The organism is Dactylosporangium sp. McL0621, from assembly GCF_049995355.1.
GTDB lineage: Bacteria > Actinomycetota > Actinomycetes > Mycobacteriales > Micromonosporaceae > Dactylosporangium.
In genome coordinates this window covers 723,779-743,744 of the sequence record NZ_CP188259.1, presented here as the reverse complement: position 1 = coordinate 743,744, position 19,966 = coordinate 723,779, and the positions used below count along the sequence as shown (strand labels likewise).

The following is a 19,966-nucleotide window of genomic DNA, read 5'->3' as shown; positions in this document are numbered from 1 at the left end:
TCCGGACGCCGTTCGACGTCCGGACATTTCGCGATTTACCTAAAAGGCGGCGACTTTGGCCTCCATGTCGGCGGCCGCGTCCTCGCCCTCGGCGGCCTCCGTGGGCGCGCCGCCCTGGAGCGCCTTGTCGGGCAGGGCGACGGTGATCAGGGTGCCCACCAGCGCGACGATCGCGGCCGACAGGAACACCGGGTGCAGGGCGTTCACGAAGAGGTGCTCGACCATCTGCAGCTGGGCCGGGGGCAGCGCCCGCACCTGCGCCGGCGCGTTGATCGAGACGCCACCGCCGCCGCTGCTCAGCTTGCTGTTCAGGACCGCGCCGAGCGCCGCGACGCCGACCGAGCCGCCGAGCGAGCGGAAGAAGGTCGCGGCGGAGGTACCGGCGCCCATGTCACGCAGGTCCAGCGCGTTCTGCACGGCCAGGATCAGCGGCTGCATCGCCAGGCCCAGGCCCACGCCGATGACGGTCATGTAGATGAACGCCTGCCACAGCGGCGTGTCGACCTGGAGGGTCGTGAAGAGCAAAAGACCGGAGCCCATGACGACGGTACCGGCGACAGGGAACCACTTGTAGCGTCCGAGCTTCGAGATCACGCGGCCGGACACGATCGACGTCACGATGACGCCCGCCATCATCGGCAGCATGAGCAGGCCCGAGCGGGTCGGGGTGGCGCCCTTGACGATCTGCAGGTACAGCGGCACGTAGATGATCGAGCCGAACATCGCGAAGCCGAGGATGAACGTGGCCGTGTTGGCCAGCGAGAACGTGGCCCGCTTGAACAGCCGCAGCGGGAGGATCGGCTCCTGGGCCCGGCTCTCGGCGAACACGAACAGCGCGGCCAGCACCACGAACGCGGCGAGCAGGCCGAGGATCTTGGCCGAGTTCCACGCGTAGCCGTCGCTGCCGCCCAGCGACAGCGCCAGCAGTAGCGCGCTGGAGCCGGCGACCATCAGCACGGCGCCGAGGTAGTCGATGCGGTGCTCGCGGCGGGTGTGCGGGACGAGCCGCAGCACGCGGGCGCAGACGAACAGGGCGAAGATGCCCAGCGGCACGTTGATGTAGAAGATCCAGCGCCAGTCGTGCTCGGCGAAGTACCCGCCGACGAGCGGCCCGGCGACCGAGGAGATGCCGAACACGGCGCCGAAGAGGCCCTGGTAGCGGGCCCGCTCGCGGGGCGCGACGACGTCGGAGACGATCGTGAACGCGAGCGTCATGAGACCGCCGGCGCCGATGCCCTGCAGGGCGCGCGTCGCGATGAGCTGGGTCATGTTCTGCGACAGGCCGGCCAGCAGCGAGCCCGCCAGGAAGGTCGCGATCGCGAACAGCAGCACGGGGCGGCGGCCGAGAAGGTCGCTGATCTTGCCGTACAGCGGCGTCGACGCGGTGGAGGCCAGCAGGTAAGCGGTGACGACCCACGAGTAGTGGTCGAGGCCCCCGAGGTCGCCGACGATCGTCGGCAGCGCGGTGCCCACGATCGTCTGGTCGAGCGCGGCGAGCAGCATCCCGGTCATGAGGCCGCCCATCAGCAGCAGGATCTGCCGATGGGAGAGCGTGGGCCGGGTCTGTTGCTCAGGTGGCGCGGTGGTCATCGAGGGTCCTTTTCGGTAGATGGCGCTGCGTGCGGCAAGCGTTCCGCGATCGACTCGTTCAGCCGGGTGAAGAGCTCGGCGAACTCCGCACGCTGGTGCGGCGTCCAGTCCGAGAGCAGGTCCTCCCAGATGGCCAGCCAGCGGGCCCGGTTCTCGGCGAAGACCTCACGGCCGAGCTCGGTCACCTCGACCAGGCTCGCCCGCCGGTCGTGCGGGTCCTGGTACCGGCCGATCAGGCCGGCACTCTCCAGCGCCGCGACCTGCCGGCTGACGGTGGAGAGGTCGAGGGCGACGTCGGCGGCGAGGGCTGACAACCGGAAGGGTCCGTCGACCGCGATCCGGTTCAGCAGTACGTACGCGGGGCGCTCGAGGCCGCGACCGGCCTCGTTCCACTTGAGCGTGGCGAAGAGCCGCTCGGAGAGCCGGATGAACCGGCCGACCTGCCGCCCGATGGCGGCGTGCTCACTGTCCTCGTACACGCGCTCCGGCTCCCCCGTGTTGATACTTGCTTGCCACAAGCATCGGTATCATGGGCGGCCGACTACAACTTATTTACGCGTGATGCGCGGCACCTTTACTCGGCGGCACCTTACCCGGCGGCACCTTTATTCGGCGGGACCGAACTCGTAGCGGTCCGCGGGGTAGGCCTTGTCGCCGACGACGAGTACGGGCACGCCTTCCTGCATGCTGTACTCCTTCTTCTCCGCCGGCGTGGGCATGCGCGCGGTCACGAGCTCGCCGGCGTGCAGCCAGACGCGTTCGCGCGGCTGGACGGCGCGGACGCGGCTGCGGTACCCGCGCTTGCTCTCGACAAGACCCTCGCTGCGCAGGTGCGCCATCGCGTCGCGGATGGTGTCGCGACCGACATCGTGCTCCTCGGCGAGATATTTTTCCGAGGGCAGCAGACTTCCCGGCGGCAGTTCACCGCTGATGATCTGTTGCCGAATCGCGTCCGCGACCTGCCGATACAGCGACAGGCCGGAACTCCGGGAGATCATGCTCGCGACCATACGAAGGTCTATCGGCACAACTGATACTGGCCTTATGGCCCAACGGCCACTATTGTTTAGCGTAGCGCGGGGCCGGGCTGGGCGGTCAGGCCCCGCGCACTCCCGGAACCGGGGTGCGGCGGCCGTCCACATGCTGCGAGCCGCGCGGTCGCCGCACCCCCTGAGCAGGCCATTTGGAGGCCCGTCATGCTGGACGACGAGGAAGAGCTGAGCCCGGTCGTGTCCCTGGACCTGCGAGCCATCAACGCGGTGATAACAGAGGACGACGGCGACCTGATCCTCCTGATCGACGACGGCGACGTGCAGATCGAGTTCACGACGGGCATGAACGGCAGCTGGGAGCACGCCATAATCGGCGCCCAGCGGGTGGCCTCCGCGTCGCTCGAGTTCGCCGCGATCCTCCGCCGACGCCCGGTCCCCCAATAGCGCAGAACCGCCCGGCCCACCGCACCACCGCACCGTCTCTGGAGTTCCCAGAGGCGGATTTTTGCTTTTACGGTCCTCAGCCCCGCGTGCCCATGGCGTAGTGCATCGCCCACAGCTCGCGCACCGGCAGTCCGTCCGTCCCGACCCGCACCGACAACTGCGTCCCGTCGTAACGCCGAACCGTCGTGGGCGATCGCCGAGCCGAGGACGAATCAGGACCAGGCTCCGGCACCTCCGCCACCGAGCCGTCCTCCGTCAGCCCGGCCCACTCGATCCGGTCGGCCAGGCGGCGGTTCCCCTTGCGCCGCAGCACGTCGAGCAGCCGGGCCGCCGCCGTCTCGTCGCCCGCCCGCACCCGCGCGCGCAACCGGGGCTCGTCGCCCTCGCTCGCCAGCCGATCGGCCAGGCGGCGCGCGGAGTCCGCGTCGCCGGCGTCGGCCCTCCTGGTCAGCTCCTCGAGCGACGGACCGTCGAGGTGGGACCGCGCCTCCTTCTTGATCGCGGCGACCGACGTATGCAGCTCACCCGCCCGGTCCACGGCCGTTTGCGCCCGGCCCAGCCAGTTCTCGAACGCCACCACCGAATCGGGGAAGTCCTCGACCGTGAGTTTTTCAAGATCGCTCAGCTCGTCCTCGAGCAGCTTCCTGTGCTCGGCCGCGAGCTCGCGCACACCCCGTCACCCGCGCCCGGACCCGCTCGGTTTCCCGGAGTTTGGTCAGGAGCTCCAGCAGCACCGGCAGCCCGGCCTCCGCGGCCGGCCAACGCCGTCCGCTTTCCGGCGGCGTCCAGCCCCGCACCAGCGCGACGGCGGCCTCGATCTCGTCCCGTTCGACAAGCAACCAGGCCAGGTGCGCGACGGCCGCGGCATCTCCGGCCTCGGCCCGCGACCGGAGCGCATCGGCGTCCCCGCGTTCGGCGAGCCACGCGTGCCACAGCTCGTGGGCCATCTCGTCGCCCGCTTCGACCAGCTCGACGAGTTCGTCCTCGAGACCGGCGGCCCGTAGCAGGCGGGCCCGCTGGTGCATCACGTCGATCCCGTTCGGGTCGGCCTGCCGCACCAGGTCGAGCGCCTCGTCGAGGCGATCGCGCAGGGCCCAGTCGTCGGCGTCGTCCGGGTCGGGCCGGAACAGCGGCCAGCCGGGCAGCACCGCGAGCGCGGCCTCGTACGCGGTCCGGCGTCTTGCCGACCGACGATCCGCCGATGAGCACGACCATCCCGCCGCGCCGGGCGGCGGTCTCGATGCGCGACCGCACGCCGTCCGGGCCGTGGTCGACGTCCCGCTCGACGTAGGCGGGCAGCGGCCGGTCGGCGCCGGGCACCGCGACGGGCCGGTGCACGCCGAGCAGCCGCGGGTCCAGATCGCGCACCGCACCCCGCCGGGGCCAGCCGACCGGCGACCGCTCGCCCGCGTCCGGCGCACTCGCCGGCCGCGGCTGCATGACGGCGTCGTACAAAGTCCGCCACCGCTCCGGCTCGACGTCGCCCTCCCGGACGGTCAGCCGGCCCCAGGAAGACTGGACGATCCGCGCGCACGCCGCCACGAACACCCGCACGGTGTCCCACCGCGGGCGGCCCGGGCCCTTGAGCAGCGTGCCGATCGTCGACGTGGCCAGCCGGTCGCCGCCCAGCTTCGCCTGTCGCTCCAGCGCCGCGTACGGAGGGCGGTCCACCTGGGCGTACAGCTCGCCGAGATGCCGGCGCAGGGCGGTCAGGGGATCGTCGTCGCCCGCCACGGCCTCCACGCGGTCTCGCCTCCGAGTGCTCGATTGCGTCCGAACCTCGTCCAGTTTTCCTGTTCCGTCCAGTGCCCGGAAAGCGGACGACTGGACAGCCACGGTCGGGCCTACCGGTTCGATGAAGGGAGTCGAGATGATGACGGTGGCCAATGACCTGGTGCACCTGATCTGGCAGCACGTGCCCGACCTGACGGTGGCGCTGCGCTTCGGCGCGGCCCTCGTCGCGTTCGCGCTCGCCTGTGGCACGGCGATCCGGCGCTGGCGCCGGCGGCGGGGCGCCGGTGGCCGCCGGCTGAAGCGGTAGCGGTACACCCCCAAAAAACGCCGCCCGGGCAGCCTCTTGCGAGGCTGCACGGGCGGCGAAGGGGTTCGAGGGGTCAGTGCGCCGAGCGGCGGCGCGACAGAACCAGGAACATGCGGCCCGCCACCACCAGCAGGAGCCCGGCGCCCAGCACGATCGCGGCGCGCGAGCCCGTCACCGGCAGGGTGCCGCCTCCGCCGCCGGTGTCGCCGCTCACGCCGCCGTAGCCGCCGTGCGAGCGGCCGCCCGCGCCGTAGCCGCCACCCGCCGACGGGGACGCCGCGGCCGCCTCCAGGGCGCACACGCCCAGGTCCAGGATCGTGGTCCGGTCGGCCTGGTCGCCGTACCCGCCCGACTTCCACTTCGTGCGCACGATGAGCTTCACGCGGACCGAGTAGGCCTTCGCGTAGATGCCCGACGCGCTCGTCTGCTGCTCCACCGACCCGATCTCGACCCGCAGCACGACCGCGCGCGCCGGGTGGGCCGGGGGGCCCTCCGTGTCACGGACCGTGGACTGGCCGCCGCCGACCACCGGCAGGCCCGGCAGCAGGCCGGTCAGCAGCGACTCCGGGATCTTCGTCGCGCCCGCGATGGTGCCGGACAGGGCGCTCGTCGCGCCGCCGAGCTGGTCCAGCAGCGGCAGGCCGCCCGCTACCGGGAGGTTCTCGGCGCGGCCCAGGTCCTCGGCGTCCGCGCGGGAGTTGCCGTCGACCGGGACGACCACGTCGATGTGGGAGCCGGCCGAGTCGGCCCGCAGCACGTCGCGGCCCGGCACGCGGACCTCCAGCACCGGCGGCTTGTAGTCGACGGACTTCTTGGCCCCGGCCGCGACCGTCAGGCTCGGCGGGCTGACGACGCGCATGCCGATCGCGGACGGGCCGCCCGCCAGGAGCGTGAAGCCGGCGATGTCGCCGGTGGCGGTGGCCTTCGCGGCCGTCTTGCCGTCGAGCTTGTCCACGCCGGTCGCGGTCGCGCTCTGGATCGCGCCGAAGCGCAGCAGGGCCTTGCCGCCGCGGCCGGGCAGTACCGCCAGGCCGGACAGGCGGGCGTCGGCGGTGGCGCGCGGCCGGGCGCCGGGGTGCACTGGGTGGCGTCCTTCCAGGTGGCGTTCGCGCGCAGGCCACCGGAGCCGGCCTGGAGGGCGCCGATGTCGATGCCCTGCACCGGTACCGTCGCGGCCTCATCATGCGGCGGCGGAGCCTGCTGGTAGGCGCTCGGCCCGATCAGGCCGGACGGCAGCACGCCGCTGCTCTGGATGTAGCGCGCGTCGGCGGCCGCCCGGGCCGGGCCGCCCGCGAATCCGGAGTGCGCGGTGGCGGCGCGCAGCTCCGGCAGCGGCGGCGTGTCCAGGCCGATGCCCCGCAGGTCGAGCCCGCCGACGGCGAGCGTGTTGGCCGCGGCGGTCGCGACGAAGCCCTCGGGGCAGCCGGAGCTCTCCGGTGCGCCCGCCGAGGCGGGTGCCGCTGACGCGACCGGGCTCGCTGCTCCGAGGACCCCCGCGGCGGCGAGGGCGACGATGAGTCGGGCTGTTTTTGGGCGCGCGGAAGCTACTGGTGCCGTCATGGTGATGAGATCCTCCGAGACCGGGGAGTACGGGTGCAGGCCCGTCGGGGCGTGCCACTGCTGCGCCCAACGAGGCCTTCCCGGCCGGAGTTACGCCGATTTTTACGGGCTCATCCGCACTAGTAACGACGAAAGCTACGAAGTAGGTACGGGGTCGCCCAAAAGTTTCGAGTCGGACTTTTACCTACTTTTCCCGGCATCTCGTACCGAGCCGTAGGCGCTCCGCGTGACCCGCGTTACTGTGAGCGCCATGGGCATGCTGTGCGCGGTGAGCTTCAATCGCTACGGGCGGCTGTTCTACTTCGACCCCGGTGACCTGCGCCCCCAGGTGGGCGACCGCGTGCTGGTGCCCACCGACGACGGGCCCGAGGTGGCCGAGTGCGTCTGGGCCGCCCAGTGGGTCACCGAGGAGACCGAGGGCTTCCCGCGCCTGGTGGCGCTGGCCGGCGACGACGACCTGCGCCGCGACGAGCTGCTGCGCAAGCGCAAGGCCGAGGCCAAGGTCGCGGCGAAGCGGCTGATCCGCGACCACGAGCTGCCGATGAAGGTCGTCGCAGTAGATCACGTGCTCGACTCCACGGGCGGGCAAGGCGCGCGGACGACCATCTACTTCACCGCACCCCATCGGGTGGATTTCCGTTCCCTGGTGCGGGATCTGGGCGCCACGCTGCACTGCCGGGTCGAGCTGCGCCAGCTCTCGGCGCGCGACTCGGCCCGCGTCCAGGGCGGCATCGGCTCGTGCGGGCGCGACCTGTGCTGCGCCACATTCCTCAACGACTTCGAGCCCGTCACCATCCGCATGGCCAAGGACCAGGACCTGCCGCTCAACCCGCTGCGGATCTCCGGCGCCTGCGGGCGGCTCATGTGCTGCCTGAAGTACGAGCACCCGCTGTACGCCTCCTTCCAGGCGACGGCCCCGGCGGTCGGGGCGCGGGTGAGCACCCCGGACGGCGAGGGCCGCGTGGTCGGCCACAGCGTGCCCCGCGACTCCGTCATCGTCCGCATGGACGCCGACGGCTCCCGGTGCTCCTGCAGCCGCGCGTCGGTGTGCGGATCGCGCCAGGCCTACGAGGAGCGGCACGGCTAGACCGACCCGGAGCTCATAAGGTGCTCGTGCACTGGCTCAGCCACACGGCGACCCGTTGAGCGTGAAGGCCCCCGGGCTCGGGTTGCTGCCCTGCCACACGCCCTGCACGCCGAAGGTCAGCGACGCGCCGGCGGCCAGCGACGGCTGGTCCCCGGTCGGGCGCGCGGTGACCGCGGCGCCGTTCTGCGCGACGACCGCGTTCCAGTAGCTCGTGACCTTCTGCCCGGCCGTGTACTCGAAGCGCAGCGACCAGCCCGTCATCGGCGCGGCGGTGAGGTTGGTGACTGTCACGTCGGCGACGAAGCCCGGGCTCCACTCGCTGCGCTTGACGTACGTGACCCGGCAGGTGCGCTGCTCGGCCACGGTCGTCGCGGCGGTGGGCGGCGGCGCGGCGGCCCCGCTGGCGACCGGCCCGGACGGGCGGGCCGACGGGGTGCGCGACGGGCCCCCGGCCGGGCTGCCGGTGGCCGTCGCGCCGGAGCGCCCGGACGAGACCTCGGCCGCGGCCCGCGCGGTGGCCGGCCCGCCGGTCGCGTTCGGATCGAAGGGCAGGCGCCCGTCGTCGGCGACCAGCGGCGAGGTGAGGCCGCCGGGGGCGGTCAGAAGAGCAACCAGCGCCAGCGGTACCGCCGCAGCCGCCAAAGCCGCGCCCAGCCGGACGCGCCACGAGGGCTGAGCAGCCCCCACGGCCATCGAGGCCGGCACGGTGGCGGTGATCCGGGTGCCACCGCCCGGGCGCGACCAGACCGTCAGCTGCCCGCCGCACACGCGGGCCCGCTCCCGCATCCGGGCGATGCCGCGACCGCCCGGCGGCCCCTCGGCGAAGCCGGCGCCGTCGTCGCGCACCTCCAGCGTGATCCCGTCGCCGTCGCGCTCGAGCGTCACGGCCACCGTCTCGGCCTTGGCGTGGGTGGCGACGTTGCGCAGCGCCTCGCGCAGGATCCAGCACAGCTCGATGCCGGCCTCGGGCGCCGCGTCGCCCGCCGCGTCGAGGCCGGCGCTGTGCAGGATGACCCCGATGCCGGTCCGCGCCGACCACTCCTGGGTGATCGCGGCGACCAGGTCGGGCAGGGCGGCGGCGGCCGGGTCCGGATCGCGGATCGCGGCCATCTCCAGGGTCTGGGTCAGCGAGTCGTGCATCTCCCGCTGCAGCCGCTCCCGCTCGGCCGCGGCCGCCGCCGCGCGGACCCGCCGGCCGCGGGCCGACCAGCGCCGCCACGCCGCCATCGCGACCCACGGCAGGACCCCGGCGAGGCCGACCGCGACCTTGGCCGCGCCCCCGTCGGCGAAGACCAGCAGAGCGAGCCCGAACACCGCGCCGGGCCAGCCGAGCAGGGCGCCGGCGAGCGCGGCGGCGGCGATGAGCAGGATCGCGGCGGGCAGTGCGGCGAGCGCCGTCGCGGCGGTCGCGGCCACGACGGCCACGACGAGTGACACACCGAGGCGGAGGCGAAGATCGGCACGCATGGCCCGTGCAGTATCACACCTCCGGGCCCCAGACCTCCGCCTCGTAGCGTGACAGGTCGCCTGCGGGGAGCCATCGCTGCAGCTCGAGCGCGGTGACCGGGCGGGCGAAATGGAATCCCTGGGCCTTGTGGCAGCCCAGCAGCGTCAGCTCCCGGGCCTGGGCCTCGCTCTCCACGCCCTCGGCCACCGTGTCCAGGTGCAGGATCTGGCCGAGGCGCAGCACCGCCTGGGCGACCGCGCCGCCGCGGGAGGTGCCGTCGAGCTCGGCGACGAAGAGGCGGTCGAGCTTGAGCACGTCGACGGGGAGGCGGGCGAGGTACCGCAGCGACGAGTACCCCGTGCCGAAGTCGTCCAGCGCGATGCGGATCCCGGCGTTGCTGAGCACCGCGGGCTGCGCGACGCACGTCCGGTCGCCGATGACCGCGCCCTCGGTCACCTCGAGCACCAGGTTGCCGGGGAAGAAGCCGGTGCGCTCCAGGATGCGCAGCACCTGCGTGGCGAAGCCGTCGTCGTCGAGCTGCCGCGGCGAGACGTTGACGTTCAGCTGCAGCGCCGGCAGGCGCCGCTGCCAGCGCGTGGCCTGGGTCGAGGCCTCCCGAGCACCCAGCGGCCCAGATCGCCGATCGCCCCGGAGCGCTCGGCCAGCGGGACGAACGCGTCGGGCTCCAGCGGTCCCCGCTCCGGGTGGGCCCAGCGCACCAGCGCCTCCACGCCGGTCAGCTCTCCATCGGGCAGAGCCACGATCGGCTGGTACAACAGCCGCAGTTCGCCCTTGCCGACCGCCTCGTGCAGCTCCTCGGCGAGCGGGGTGCTCGCCGAAAGATCCGGCTCGTAGCAGGCCCACGGCGCCCCGTCCGACCGGCTGCGCGCCTCCTGCAGCGCGAGGGCGGCCCGGTGCAGCAGGTCGTCGGCGCCGTACTCGCCCGGCGCGGCCACCGCGATGCCGATGCGCGCCGGCCCGGCCACCGCGATGCGCCGCGCGACCGCCTCGGCGTTGTCGACGCTGCGGATGTCCTGCAGCACCGCCGCGAACTCGTCGCCGATGCGCCCGACCGGGTCGTCGCGCAGGACGCTGCGGCGCATGAGCTCGTCGAAGCCGTCGAGCGTCGCGCCGTCGGGCCGTTCGGGGCCGACGAGCAGCACCGCGGTGCTGCGGCCCTCGCGCGCACCCCGGCTGAGCGCCGCGGCCACGGCCTCACGCATCCCGGCGTCCCGACTCCACCCCGTCCCCATCGGCCGGGGCGCCGCGAACCTGACCGTTCGCGGGCCCGGAGACGTGGAAAGGGCCCGGGAGCTGCCTCCCGGGCCCTTTTCGGAGCCGCCTGACGGAATCGAACCGTCGACCTATTCATTACGAGTGAATCGCTCTGCCGACTGAGCTAAGGCGGCAACGGTTCCCTAGTGTACGGCACACCCCGGGCGCTTGCGCGAGGGGTTTCCCCGCCCCCGCGGCCCCGGTAACGTCCCGCGCGTGATGCCCGACGATATGCCGCCCGCACCGGGGGAACTGTCCGCCGACCCCGGCGAGCCGCTGCTGCCGATCCCCCAGGAGGACGGCGACGCCCCGCCGACCGCGCCCGGCGGCCGGCCGACCGCGCTGGACCCGGACCAGATGGGCTTCACGCCGCGGCGCGGGGTGCCCTGGCTGAGCCCGGTGCTGCTGAGCGGGACGGCGGTGCGGGTGCTGCTGGCCGACCTCTTCGGCGCGTACCTCGACAAGCGCGAGCTGCAGGACGCACTCTCCGCACGCATCCTGCGCGAGGGCGCGAACTACGCCGGCGAGGTCACCGACGAGACGGACTGGCCCGACACCGGCGAGCTGTGGCTGGACTACGCGGCCGACACCGGCGACGGCTTCAACGCGACCTACTCGGTGGCGTACCTGCTGGCCCAGCCGAGCCTGACGGTCGACGGCCACGAGCTGCCGCGGGGCGAGGTGCTGGTCCTCGGCGGGGATCAGGTCTACCCGACGGCGAGCGGGCAGCAGTACGAGGACCGCTTCAAGGGCCCGTTCCGCGCGGCGCTGCCGGAGCCGCCGGAGGAGGGCCCGCGGCCGAGGATGTACGCGGTGCCGGGCAACCACGACTGGTACGACGGGCTCACCGCTTTTCTCCGGCTCTTCGTCCGCGGCGACGAGGGCTCGGTCGGCGGCTGGCGGACCCGGCAGTCGCGCTCGTACTTCGCGATCGAGCTGCCGAACCGCTGGTGGCTGCTCGGGCTCGACGTGCAGGCGGGCGCCTACATCGACGACCCGCAGCTGCGGTACTTCCGCTCGGTCGCCGCACGCCTCGGCCCCGGCGACAAGGTCATCATCTGCCCGCCGTCGCCGAGCTGGGTGGAGGCGACCGACGACCGCAAGGCCTACGACAGCCTCGACTACTTCGTCCGCACCATCGTCGCCCCCACCGGCGCCGACGTCCGCGCGATGATCTCCGGCGACCTGCACCACTACGCGCGCTACTCGCGCCCGGGCCGCGAGCTCATCACCTCGGGCGGCGGCGGGGCGTACCTCTACCCGACCCACGAGCTGCCGGACAAGATCTCGGTCCCGCCGGTGCGCTCGCTGGTCCGCAACGCGACCCCCTCGAAGTCGTACGACCTGCGGCGCACGTTCCCCACCAAGTCCCAGTCGCGCGGCCTGGCCCTGGGCGTCTTCTGGCGCCTGCCCTGGCGCAACCCCATGTTCCTGGGCCTGCTCGGCATGCTCCAGCTGCTCACGATGCTCGCGTTCGTCAACGCCGCCGACCGCGTGGTGTCGGGCGTGGAGCAGCGCCTGGTCACCGTGCCGGCCGTGCTCATGGTGATCCTCGACCTCCTCGGCACCTGCCTGCTGGCGATGCCCCGCTCGGCCGGCCAGCGAAGGCCCCGGCACTGGGTGCTCGGCCTCGTGCACGGCCTGGCCTTCGTCGGACTGGCGACGCTCGGCACCTGGGGCTGGCTCAGCCTTCCGTTCGTGGACCTGGCCTGGCCGTTGCCCCTGCTCATCTCCATCGTGTTGTACCTCCCGCTGTCAGCCGTCGCCGCGGGCGAGCTCTTCGCGTTGTACCTGCTCGTCGCGGCCAAGTTCGACGTGAACGTCAACGAGCTCTTCGCCGGGCAGGGCATCACCGGGTACAAAGGCTTCCTGCGCCTGCATTTCCACGCCGACGGCGCACTCACCATCTACCCGATCGGCACGCGGCACACCGGCCGCCACTGGCACGCCAGCCCGGACGCCGCCCCGTCCGCGCCCTGGTTCGAGCCGGGCCGCCCGATGGAGCTGCACCTCATCGACGACCCGATCGAGATCCGATGAGCTCATACGCGCGTTCCTGGCGTCCGCCACGGTTCTCGTGCTCGTCCCCGGCGCCGACCCCACCGTCGTCGTCAAGAACACCCTGACGGGCGCGCGCGGGCGGCCCTGGGCGTCACCCTGTCCAACGTGGCCCGGGCGCGCCGCTTCTCCGCGCGCGGGCGGTCCTGGGCGTCACCCTGTCCAATGTGGCCCGGGCGCGCCGCTTCTCCGCGCGCGGGCGGTCCTGGGCGTCACCCTGTCCAATGTGGCCCGGGCGCGCCGCTTCTCCGCGCGCGGGCGGTCCTGGGCGTCACCCTGTCCAATGTGGCCCGGGCGCGCCGCTTCTCCGCGCGCGGGCGGCCCTGGGCGTCACCCTGTCCAACGTGGCCCGGGCGCGCCGCTTCTTCGCCGGCCGCCGCGTGCGCCGCGCCTCGGACGTCACGACCGGCGGCGTGCTGCTGGCCTTCGGCGCCCGCCTGGCCCTCAGTTCCTGGTCGCCGCCTCTACATCGTCACCCGCGTGACGCCGGCGATGGCCGCCGTCCCGCGGGGCACTTCGGGCGGCTGGTACTCGAGTTCGCCAAGCCGCCCCTCGTACTGCCGCCGCAGCTCGTCGGCGGCATCGAGCGCCTCACCGGCGGTACGCAGCACCCGCTCGGCAATCCGCCCCGCCGCCGCGACGGCCTCGACCCCGTCCTTCACCGTGACGACGACAACGGCCTCGGCGGACTGCACGACCCGGGCGACGGCCTCGGCGAGCTCGTGCCGAAACCCTTGGGCCCAGCCGGCGACGGCCCCGAGATAGTCGGCGGTGGCGTCGACCCGCCCGACGATGCTGCGCTCGTCGCCGCCTTCCCCGATGTACTGCGCCAACGCGGCCCAGGCGACCCCGAACGCCTCGGCGCCGCTGCCCTCCCAGGCACTCCCCCGGACTCCGACCGCGACCGTCCCGGGCAGCCCCCGGAACCGGTCCCCGACGCCCCGAAGCTCGTCCGAGGCGGCGAGCAGCCCGGCGACGTCGAGCCGCAGCGCGTACTCGAGCACGTCCGCGGGCAGCCCACCGACGCGCCGGAGCAGTTCGGCGGCCCGGCTCCCGGGCGCGACCCCGCCCCCGGCGAGCAGCACATCAACCCGCCGGAACAGGTCACTGCCAACAACGGCGAGCCGATCCAGCGCGTCAGTCACGGCCCACCCCCATCACACGCCACCGGGCGCGGGTCGGCCGCGACCCGTTCACGCCGGCCTTCGGTGCGCGCTTCACGGCCGCCCCTGGATGTCTGCTTCGGCCCCGCGGTACCCGTCGGCGGCCCGCCGCAGCGCATGCGCCGTCTCGGAGAGCCGCCCACCGTGCACAACGGCTTCGTGGGCCCGGGCACTCAACGCGATCGCGAGCAGCCGATGCAGCTCCCGCCCGGTCTGCCCCAGCGCGCCGTCGAAGTCACCGCCGAGCGCCCGGGCCCCGGGATCGATGACGTTGATGGTGGCGCCGGCCCCGGCGAGCTCGTCACCGGCCGCCTCGATCCGCTGCGCGAGGTCATCGAGTCGCATCTACACCCCCACCCGGACGGCGGCCAGGGCGGCGCCATCGCCGCGAATCTCTCCGAGGTTGCCGCGCGGCCCGAAACCCACCGGCCACTCGAACCGAACCGCCCGCTCAGCGCCGACGGCCCGGATTCCCAGCGCAGCGCCGACGGCCCGAATTACCCGCTTGTCGCCGACGACCCGAATTCCCCGCGCAGCGCCGACAGCCCGAGGTACCCGCTTGTCGCCGACGACCCGAATTCCCCGCTCATCGCCGACGACCCGGATTGCCCGCCTGTCGCCGACGACCCGAATTGCGCTCCTGGCCGCGGTCATCGGGGGTCGCGGTAGTCGCCGAAGGTCTCGGCCTGGAGCTTCCTGCGCGCCCAGGACGCCGCGTCCGCCGCCGCCGTCACCGCCTCGCGTACCGAGCGCGACAAGGCCTCGCTCGACCGGTTGTGCAGCGGCCCGTCGATGCGAACGTCGCGGATCGTCCCGTCGGCCGTGACCAGGACCTCGACCAGCCCGTCGGCCGATCGAACGGTCACCTCGACGGTCTTCACCGCCTTGTCGAACTTGGCCTGCAGGGCCTCGATCCGGCGGTAGCGCTCGACCGCCTCCTCGATCCAAGCCTCGTCGATCTCGCGCCCCATTCGACCTCCCCGGCCGACCGTACGACACCCCCACACCCGCACGGAAGACCAAATCCACCCCTGTGGATAACCCCGCCCACCGTCCACAACCGGCGAGTAACCCCACAGGGCGCGGAGCGGACGGCGCGAAGAAAGCGGCGCGAAGAAAGCGGCGCGAAGAAAGCGGCGCGAAGAAAGCGGCGCGAAGAAAGCGGCGCGAAGAAAGCGGCGCGAAGAAAGCGGCGCGAAGAAAGCGGCGCGGAAGACGGTCGTTCGACGGAACCGCGGCAAAGGCGAAACCCGCGAAGGCGGGATCAACCGCGCCAGAGGGAGAGCATCATGGCCTCCACCGCGATCCGCGGCTTCACGTTCGCCTCGATGGCGACGCGGCAGTCCAGGACCGCCTCCAGCCGCCGCAGCGCGCTCTCCGGCGTCCACTTCTCCGCCGCGGCCGTTGCCAGCTCGTCGACGTCGCCGTGGACCGGGGCCACGTCCGCGCCGAAGGAGTTGGCGATCACGTCGCGGTAGAAGCCGGCCAGGTCGACCAGGGCGCGGTCCATCGAGTCGCGCTGGGTCCGGGTCGCGCGGGACTTCTGGCGGCGCTCCAGCTCCTTCAGCTGGCCCGCCGAGCCGCGGACCGCCCCCGCCGCGCCCTTGCCGGTGCCGCCCGCGCCGAGAGCGGTCTCCAGGGCCGAGCGCTCCTTGGCGTCCGTCTCGGCCACGGACGCGGCCGCCTCGGCCTCGGCCGCCTCGATGAACGAGCTCGCGGCGTCGAAGGCCGCGCCGATGCCGGTCAGCCGCCGCGGTACCGCCAGCACGGCATCCCGCCGGCTGCGCGCCTGCGGGTCACGGGCCAGGCGGCGGGCGCGACCGACGTGCCCCTGCGACGCGGCGGCCGCCCACGCGGCGGTCTGCTCGTCAATGCCGTCGCGACGGTGCAGGACGGCGGCGATGGCATCGGCGGACGGCTGGCGCAGCGGTACGACCCGGCACCTCGAACGGATCGTGACCGAGATGTCGTCGGGGTGGGTGCTGGGCGTGCACAGCAGGAACACCGTGCGCGGGGGAGGCTCCTCGACCGCCTTCAGCAGCGCGTTGCCGGCCGCCTCGGTCAGGCGGTCGGCATCCTCGACTAGCAGCACCTGCCAGCGCCCCTGGGTGGGCGAGCTAGCGGCCCGCAGCACCAGCGCACGCATCTCGCCGACAGCGATCGACAGGCCCTCCGGCACCACGAACCGCACGTCGGCATGGGTCCCGGTGAGCGCCGTGTGGCAGGCCTGACAGGTGCCGCAGCCGCCGTTCGGACACTGCAGCGCGGCCGCGAACGTACGCGCGGCGACCGAACGACCAGAGCCCGGCGGCCCAGTGAACAGCCACGCATGGGTCATAGCCTGCTGCCCGGCAACGTCGGGCGCCTCGCCACGCACGATCGCGTCGGCCGCTTCGACCGCACGGGAGAGCGTGGCGACCGAATCGGGCTGCCCAACGAGCTCATCAAAGATCGGCGGCGTCATACGAGCAACCCCCCGCCCGGCACGAACGACAAGGCCAGCAGGGACGGCAAGGCCAGCAGGGACGGCAACACGCCCCGCGCAACGAAAAGCGACGCGACGACGGCACCGCGCTGCCGACGGCCGTGCGAAAGCGAACCGAAGAACGGCCGCACCGCGAAAGGCGAAGTGAGCCCGGCACCGCGCCACCCACGACCGCACACCGCCACGCGGCCGAAAGCGGTCACGAACCCAGCAACGCGCCGCGTGCAACCGCGCACGACCACGCTCGACCGCGCGACGAAAAGCGGCGCGACGGCGCGACGCCGAGTACCACCAAGCTCGGGGGCGGAAAGGAAAGCGGCAGCACGGCGCGGCGGCGAAGCGAAAGGCGGCCCCGTCATACGCGCGAGCCCTTCGGTAAGTCGGTCTCGTCGTCCGCGCCCGCGTCGCCCGTCAGCGTTGAGGCGACCTCGGCCGCGTCGCGCAGGACGGTCTCGATGGAGGACTCGTCCTCGGGGATGAGGTGGCGTACCCGCTGCAGGATCCCCTCCGCCAGCGCCTCCACCCCGTTGGACGCGTCGAGCACGAGGTAGCGGCTCGGGTCGGCCGACGCCAGGTCGAGGAACGCGTAGCGCACGCGCTCGTGGAAGGCCAGCGACTCGCTCTCCAGGCGGTCCGCGTCGCCCCGCTTGCCCGCGCGGGCCAGGCCGACCGCCGGGTCGAGGTCGAGCAGCACCACGAGGTCCGGCTTGAGGCCGCCCGTCGCCCACTTCGACAGCCACGACACCTCGTCGACGGGGAGGGTGCGCCCGGCGCCCTGGTAGGCCAGCGACGAGTCGACGTACCGGTCGCTGATGACCACCGCCCCCCGCGTCAGCGCCGGCCGGACCACCGATGCCACGTGGTGGGCCCGGTCGGCGGCGTAGAGCAGGGCCTCGGCGCGGGGCGTCATCACGTCGCCGCCCACGGACGGGCGGTCGAGCACGAGGCTGCGGATGCTCGAGCCGATCGGCGTGGCCCCCGGCTCGTGGGTCTCCACGACGTCGCGCCCGATCCCGCGCAGCGCCGCGGCGAGCCGGCCGACCTGGGTCGACTTGCCCGCGCCCTCGCCGCCCTCGAACACGATGAACAGCCCTTGCGCGGCCCGCGGGTCGGCCGCGCTGAGCGGGCGGCCGCGCACCGAGCCGATCAGGTCGGCGAGGATCGGCACGCCGCGCTTGTCGTCCATCTGGCGCAGGGCGAACAGGCCCGCGAAGACGCCCAGCACGCCGGCGATCGCGAGCAGCGGGCGGGTGCTGGAGACGTCGAACTCGTAGAAGCCCAGGTTGATGGTGCGGGTGCCGCCGAGGCCGACGATGACGCTGGAGAGCGAGATGGTGAGCATGAGCACCACGCGGGTGCCCATCTGCACGAAGGCGAAGGCGCGGCCGCGCATGTCGTCGGCGACCTCGCCGCCCAGCAGCGTGGTGCCGGACAGGAACGCCATGCCGGCGCCGACGCCGACCAGCAGCGCGCCGCCCACGGCGACGGCGAGGTGGGTGGCCAGGGCGAGGATGAGCACGGAGCCGGCGGCCAGGATGATCGACAGGCCGAACCAGCGGCGCCGCGACAGCGCCCCGACGAGCTTGGGGCCGGCCGCGATGCCCAGGCCGAGGCCGAGGAAGAGCACGGCGAAGAGCAGCGCGAACGCGGCGGTGCCGGCGCCGAGGGAGACCGCGTAGAACTTGGCGGTGCCCACGACCACGCCGCCGCCGGCGAAGGCGCCGAAGATGCCCAGCACCAGGCCGCGCACCAGCGGGGTCTTGCTGACGAAGGCCCAGCCCTGGGTGAACTCGTGGATCATGCCGGGCTTGCGCTCGACCCCGGCCGTGCGCCGGCCGCTGATCTCGCGGATGCCGAAGAACACGGTGGCCGCGGTGGCCAGGAACGTCAGCGCGTTGAACCACAGCGCCACGCTGCTCGGCTGCACGCCGGCCGGCGCGTCCCTGCCGAAGAACGCGGTCACCAGCTGCTGCAGGCCGATCAGCACGAGCGCGGCCGCGACCGGCGTGACGCCGTAGGTGGTGGCCAGCGTGAGCTGGTTGGCGGTCTCCAGCCGGGCGCGGGGCAGCAGGTTGGGGACCGACGCCTCCTTGGCCGGCGTCCAGATCATCGCGACGGTCTCGATCACGAACGTGGCGATCGCGGTCCAGGTGATGATCAGCGCGGCGTCGTCGGTGAGCAGCGCCGCCGCCGGGATGGAGGCGAAGAACAAGAAGCGCAGCAGGTCGCAGACGACCATCGTGTAGCGCCGGTCGAACCGGTCGGCGAACACGCCCGCCACGGGGCCGAGGATCAGCGCGGGCAGCAGGCGAACGGCGATGACCGAGCCGAACGCCACGCCCTGGGCGGCCTCGTTGGACACCTGCGCGGCGGCGAACGTCGAGGCGGCGAGCAGGCCGAGCCAGTCGCCGAGGGATGACAGCCCGAGCACCGCCCACAGCCGGCGGAAGGGCCGGATGCGCAGTACGGCTTGAAGCTCCCCGAATCCGGAGAGGTCGCTGCTGGCGATGACGACACCCCCTCAAATCTCCGGCCCTCACGCTACAGCCCACCCCTGACAATTTCTGAGCCGCGCCCGAGTATGCGAGGTTCTTTCATATTCGGGGCGCACAAGTTACCGTGACGGCGTGTCCAACGCCCGTGCCCGCTACGACCGGGCCACCGCCGAGCTCGACCCGCCGTTCGCGATCGTGGACCTGGATGCCTTCGACGCCAACAGCTCGGCCCTGATCGCCCGGGCGGCGGGCAAGCCCCTGCGGGTGCCAAGCAAGTCCGTGCGCGTCCGCGCCCTCATCGACCGCACCCTGGCCCGGCCCGGCTGGCGCGGCATCATGGCGTTCACCCTTCCGGAGGCCATCTGGCTGGCCGGGCACGGCACCGCGGACGACATCCTGGTCGCGTACCCCACCGCCGGCCGCGCCGCGCTGCGCCGCCTGGCCACCGACGAGAAGCTGGCCGCCACCATCACCGTCATGGTCGACAGCACCGACCAGCTCGACCTCATCGACGCCCTCGTCCCGCCCGCGCAGCGCAAGACGGTGCGGCTCTGCATCGACCTCGACGCCTCCTGGCGCCCGCTGTCCAAGGTGCACATCGGCGTGCGGCGCTCCCCCGTGCACAGCCCCGAGCAGGCCGGCGCGCTGGCCGCCGCGATCGCCGCGCGGCCGGGGTTCCGCCTGGTCGGCCTGATGTCGTACGAGGCCCAGATCGCCGGCCTCGGCGACGCCCCGCCCGGGCGCCCGGTGCGCGGCGCGATGATCCGGGCCATCCAGGCGCGCTCGATGCCGGAGCTGCTCGCCCGCCGGGCCGCGGTCGTCGCCGAGGTGCGCCGCCACGCCGAGCTGGAGTTCGTCAACGGCGGGGGCACCGGCAGCGTGGCCGCGACGGCCGCGGACCCGGCGGTGACCGAGGTCGCCGCCGGATCGGGGCTCTTCGGGCCGTGGCTCTTCGACGGGTACCGCCAATGGCGCCCGGAACCGGCCGCGTTCTTCGCGCTGTCGGTCGTGCGGCGCCCCAACGCGGACACGGCGACCGTCCTCGGCGGCGGCTGGATCGCCTCGGGCGAGACGGCGCCGAGCCGCCAGCCGCTGCCCTGGCTGCCGGAGGGCCTCAAGCTCATCGGCACCGAGGGCGCCGGCGAGGTGCAGACCCCGCTGATCGGCCCGGGCGCGGCCGGCCTCAGCCCCGGCGACCGGGTGTACTTCCGCCACTCCAAGGCCGGCGAGCTGTGCGAGCACGTCAACGAGGTCCACCTGGTGCAGGGCGACCGGATCGTCGACGTCGTCCCCACGTACCGCGGCGAGGGCCAAGCCTTCCTGTGACCC

At 73.3% G+C, this 19,966-nt stretch carries 20 protein-coding genes and 1 tRNA gene; 5 read left to right on the top strand and 16 right to left on the bottom strand.

All coding sequences use genetic code 11. From position 1 onward, the window contains the following. Positions 1-39 precede the first annotated feature (39 nt). From ACPPVO_RS03395 to ACPPVO_RS03385, 3 genes are all read right to left on the bottom strand, one after another. Entirely contained in the window at positions 40-1,590 is a 1,551-nt protein-coding gene (locus ACPPVO_RS03395) for an MDR family MFS transporter (protein ID WP_426509842.1), read from the bottom strand. Next, positions 1,587-2,069 (bottom strand): MarR family winged helix-turn-helix transcriptional regulator, encoded by a 483-nt coding sequence (locus ACPPVO_RS03390; protein ID WP_426509841.1) that lies wholly within the window; start codon positions 2,067-2,069, stop codon positions 1,587-1,589. Before ACPPVO_RS03390 ends, ACPPVO_RS03395 begins: the two co-directional genes overlap by 4 nt. Before the next feature lie 126 nt (positions 2,070-2,195). Next, entirely contained in the window at positions 2,196-2,588 is a 393-nt protein-coding gene (locus tag ACPPVO_RS03385; protein WP_426509840.1) for a winged helix-turn-helix domain-containing protein, read from the bottom strand. 198 nt (positions 2,589-2,786) lie between these two features. Between ACPPVO_RS03385 and ACPPVO_RS03380 the strand changes: the two genes are divergently transcribed. Next, the gene (locus ACPPVO_RS03380; RefSeq protein ID WP_426509839.1) at positions 2,787-3,026 is read left to right on the top strand and encodes a hypothetical protein; all 240 of its coding nucleotides are present in this window, start codon (positions 2,787-2,789) and stop codon (positions 3,024-3,026) included. A gap of 76 nt (positions 3,027-3,102) precedes the next feature. Here ACPPVO_RS03380 and ACPPVO_RS03375 read toward each other — a convergent pair whose 3' ends face one another. Together ACPPVO_RS03375 and ACPPVO_RS03370 are read right to left on the bottom strand one after the other, a co-directional pair. After that, positions 3,103-3,696: a hypothetical protein gene (locus tag ACPPVO_RS03375; RefSeq protein ID WP_426509838.1), complete on the bottom strand. Its 594-nt coding sequence runs from the start codon at positions 3,694-3,696 to the stop codon at positions 3,103-3,105. Continuing rightward, positions 3,638-4,174 (bottom strand): hypothetical protein, encoded by a 537-nt coding sequence (locus ACPPVO_RS03370; protein ID WP_426509837.1) that lies wholly within the window; start codon positions 4,172-4,174, stop codon positions 3,638-3,640. The genes ACPPVO_RS03375 and ACPPVO_RS03370 overlap by 59 nt, the downstream gene beginning before the upstream one ends. 722 nt (positions 4,175-4,896) lie before the next feature. Between ACPPVO_RS03370 and ACPPVO_RS03365 the strand changes: the two genes are divergently transcribed. After that, positions 4,897-5,067 (top strand): hypothetical protein, encoded by a 171-nt coding sequence (locus ACPPVO_RS03365; protein ID WP_426509836.1) that lies wholly within the window; start codon positions 4,897-4,899, stop codon positions 5,065-5,067. Between the two features lie 73 nt (positions 5,068-5,140). On the opposite strand, the gene ACPPVO_RS03360 is transcribed toward ACPPVO_RS03365, so the two are convergent. Further along, positions 5,141-6,148, bottom strand: coding sequence for a hypothetical protein (locus ACPPVO_RS03360; RefSeq protein WP_426509835.1), 1,008 nt, complete (start codon positions 6,146-6,148; stop codon positions 5,141-5,143). A gap of 729 nt (positions 6,149-6,877) precedes the next feature. Between ACPPVO_RS03360 and ACPPVO_RS03355 the strand changes: the two genes are divergently transcribed. Beyond that, complete coding sequence (locus ACPPVO_RS03355; protein ID WP_426509834.1) at positions 6,878-7,714, top strand: PSP1 domain-containing protein; 837 nt, start codon at positions 6,878-6,880, stop codon at positions 7,712-7,714. Positions 7,715-7,750: 36 nt separating this feature from the next. Here the strand turns inward: ACPPVO_RS03355 and ACPPVO_RS03350 are convergent, their stop codons facing one another. The 4 genes from ACPPVO_RS03350 to ACPPVO_RS03335 all read right to left on the bottom strand — a co-directional run bounded on the left by ACPPVO_RS03350 (position 7,751) and on the right by ACPPVO_RS03335 (position 10,570). Then, positions 7,751-9,181, bottom strand: a complete 1,431-nt coding sequence (locus ACPPVO_RS03350; protein ID WP_426509833.1) for a cellulose binding domain-containing protein — start codon at positions 9,179-9,181, stop codon at positions 7,751-7,753. 13 nt (positions 9,182-9,194) lie between these two features. Beyond that, positions 9,195-9,725: an EAL domain-containing protein gene (locus ACPPVO_RS03345; protein WP_426514518.1), complete on the bottom strand. Its 531-nt coding sequence runs from the start codon at positions 9,723-9,725 to the stop codon at positions 9,195-9,197. Continuing rightward, positions 9,722-10,384 (bottom strand): EAL domain-containing protein, encoded by a 663-nt coding sequence (locus ACPPVO_RS03340; protein ID WP_426509832.1) that lies wholly within the window; start codon positions 10,382-10,384, stop codon positions 9,722-9,724. The genes ACPPVO_RS03345 and ACPPVO_RS03340 overlap by 4 nt, the downstream gene beginning before the upstream one ends. A 113-nt stretch (positions 10,385-10,497) precedes the next feature. Beyond that, a tRNA-Thr gene (locus ACPPVO_RS03335) sits at positions 10,498-10,570 on the bottom strand. An 85-nt stretch (positions 10,571-10,655) separates the two neighbouring features. On the opposite strand from ACPPVO_RS03335, the gene ACPPVO_RS03330 reads away from it, so the two are divergent. After that, the gene (locus ACPPVO_RS03330; RefSeq protein WP_426514517.1) at positions 10,656-12,476 is read left to right on the top strand and encodes a metallophosphoesterase family protein; all 1,821 of its coding nucleotides are present in this window, start codon (positions 10,656-10,658) and stop codon (positions 12,474-12,476) included. Positions 12,477-12,958: 482 nt separating this feature from the next. Here ACPPVO_RS03330 and ACPPVO_RS03325 read toward each other — a convergent pair whose 3' ends face one another. From ACPPVO_RS03325 to tmk, 6 genes are all read right to left on the bottom strand, one after another. After that, positions 12,959-13,639, bottom strand: coding sequence for a hypothetical protein (locus ACPPVO_RS03325; RefSeq protein WP_426509831.1), 681 nt, complete (start codon positions 13,637-13,639; stop codon positions 12,959-12,961). Between the two features lie 72 nt (positions 13,640-13,711). Continuing rightward, a complete protein-coding gene (locus tag ACPPVO_RS03320) occupies positions 13,712-14,002 on the bottom strand; it encodes a hypothetical protein (RefSeq protein ID WP_360382054.1) in 291 nt (96 codons plus the stop codon). Positions 14,003-14,307: 305 nt separating this feature from the next. Further along, the gene (locus tag ACPPVO_RS03315) at positions 14,308-14,628 is read right to left on the bottom strand and encodes a YbaB/EbfC family nucleoid-associated protein (RefSeq protein ID WP_426509830.1); all 321 of its coding nucleotides are present in this window, start codon (positions 14,626-14,628) and stop codon (positions 14,308-14,310) included. Between the two features lie 293 nt (positions 14,629-14,921). Next, positions 14,922-16,121 (bottom strand): DNA polymerase III subunit delta', encoded by a 1,200-nt coding sequence (locus tag ACPPVO_RS03310; protein WP_426509829.1) that lies wholly within the window; start codon positions 16,119-16,121, stop codon positions 14,922-14,924. After that, complete coding sequence (locus ACPPVO_RS03305; protein WP_426509828.1) at positions 16,118-16,345, bottom strand: hypothetical protein; 228 nt, start codon at positions 16,343-16,345, stop codon at positions 16,118-16,120. The genes ACPPVO_RS03310 and ACPPVO_RS03305 overlap by 4 nt, the downstream gene beginning before the upstream one ends. A 152-nt stretch (positions 16,346-16,497) precedes the next feature. After that, positions 16,498-18,651: a dTMP kinase gene (gene tmk, locus ACPPVO_RS03300; RefSeq protein ID WP_426514516.1), complete on the bottom strand. Its 2,154-nt coding sequence runs from the start codon at positions 18,649-18,651 to the stop codon at positions 16,498-16,500. A gap of 118 nt (positions 18,652-18,769) precedes the next feature. On the opposite strand from tmk, the gene ACPPVO_RS03295 reads away from it, so the two are divergent. After that, on the top strand, positions 18,770-19,963 hold the full coding sequence (locus ACPPVO_RS03295; RefSeq protein ID WP_426509827.1) for an amino acid deaminase/aldolase: 1,194 nt from the start codon (positions 18,770-18,772) through the stop codon (positions 19,961-19,963). Positions 19,964-19,966 lie beyond the last annotated feature (3 nt).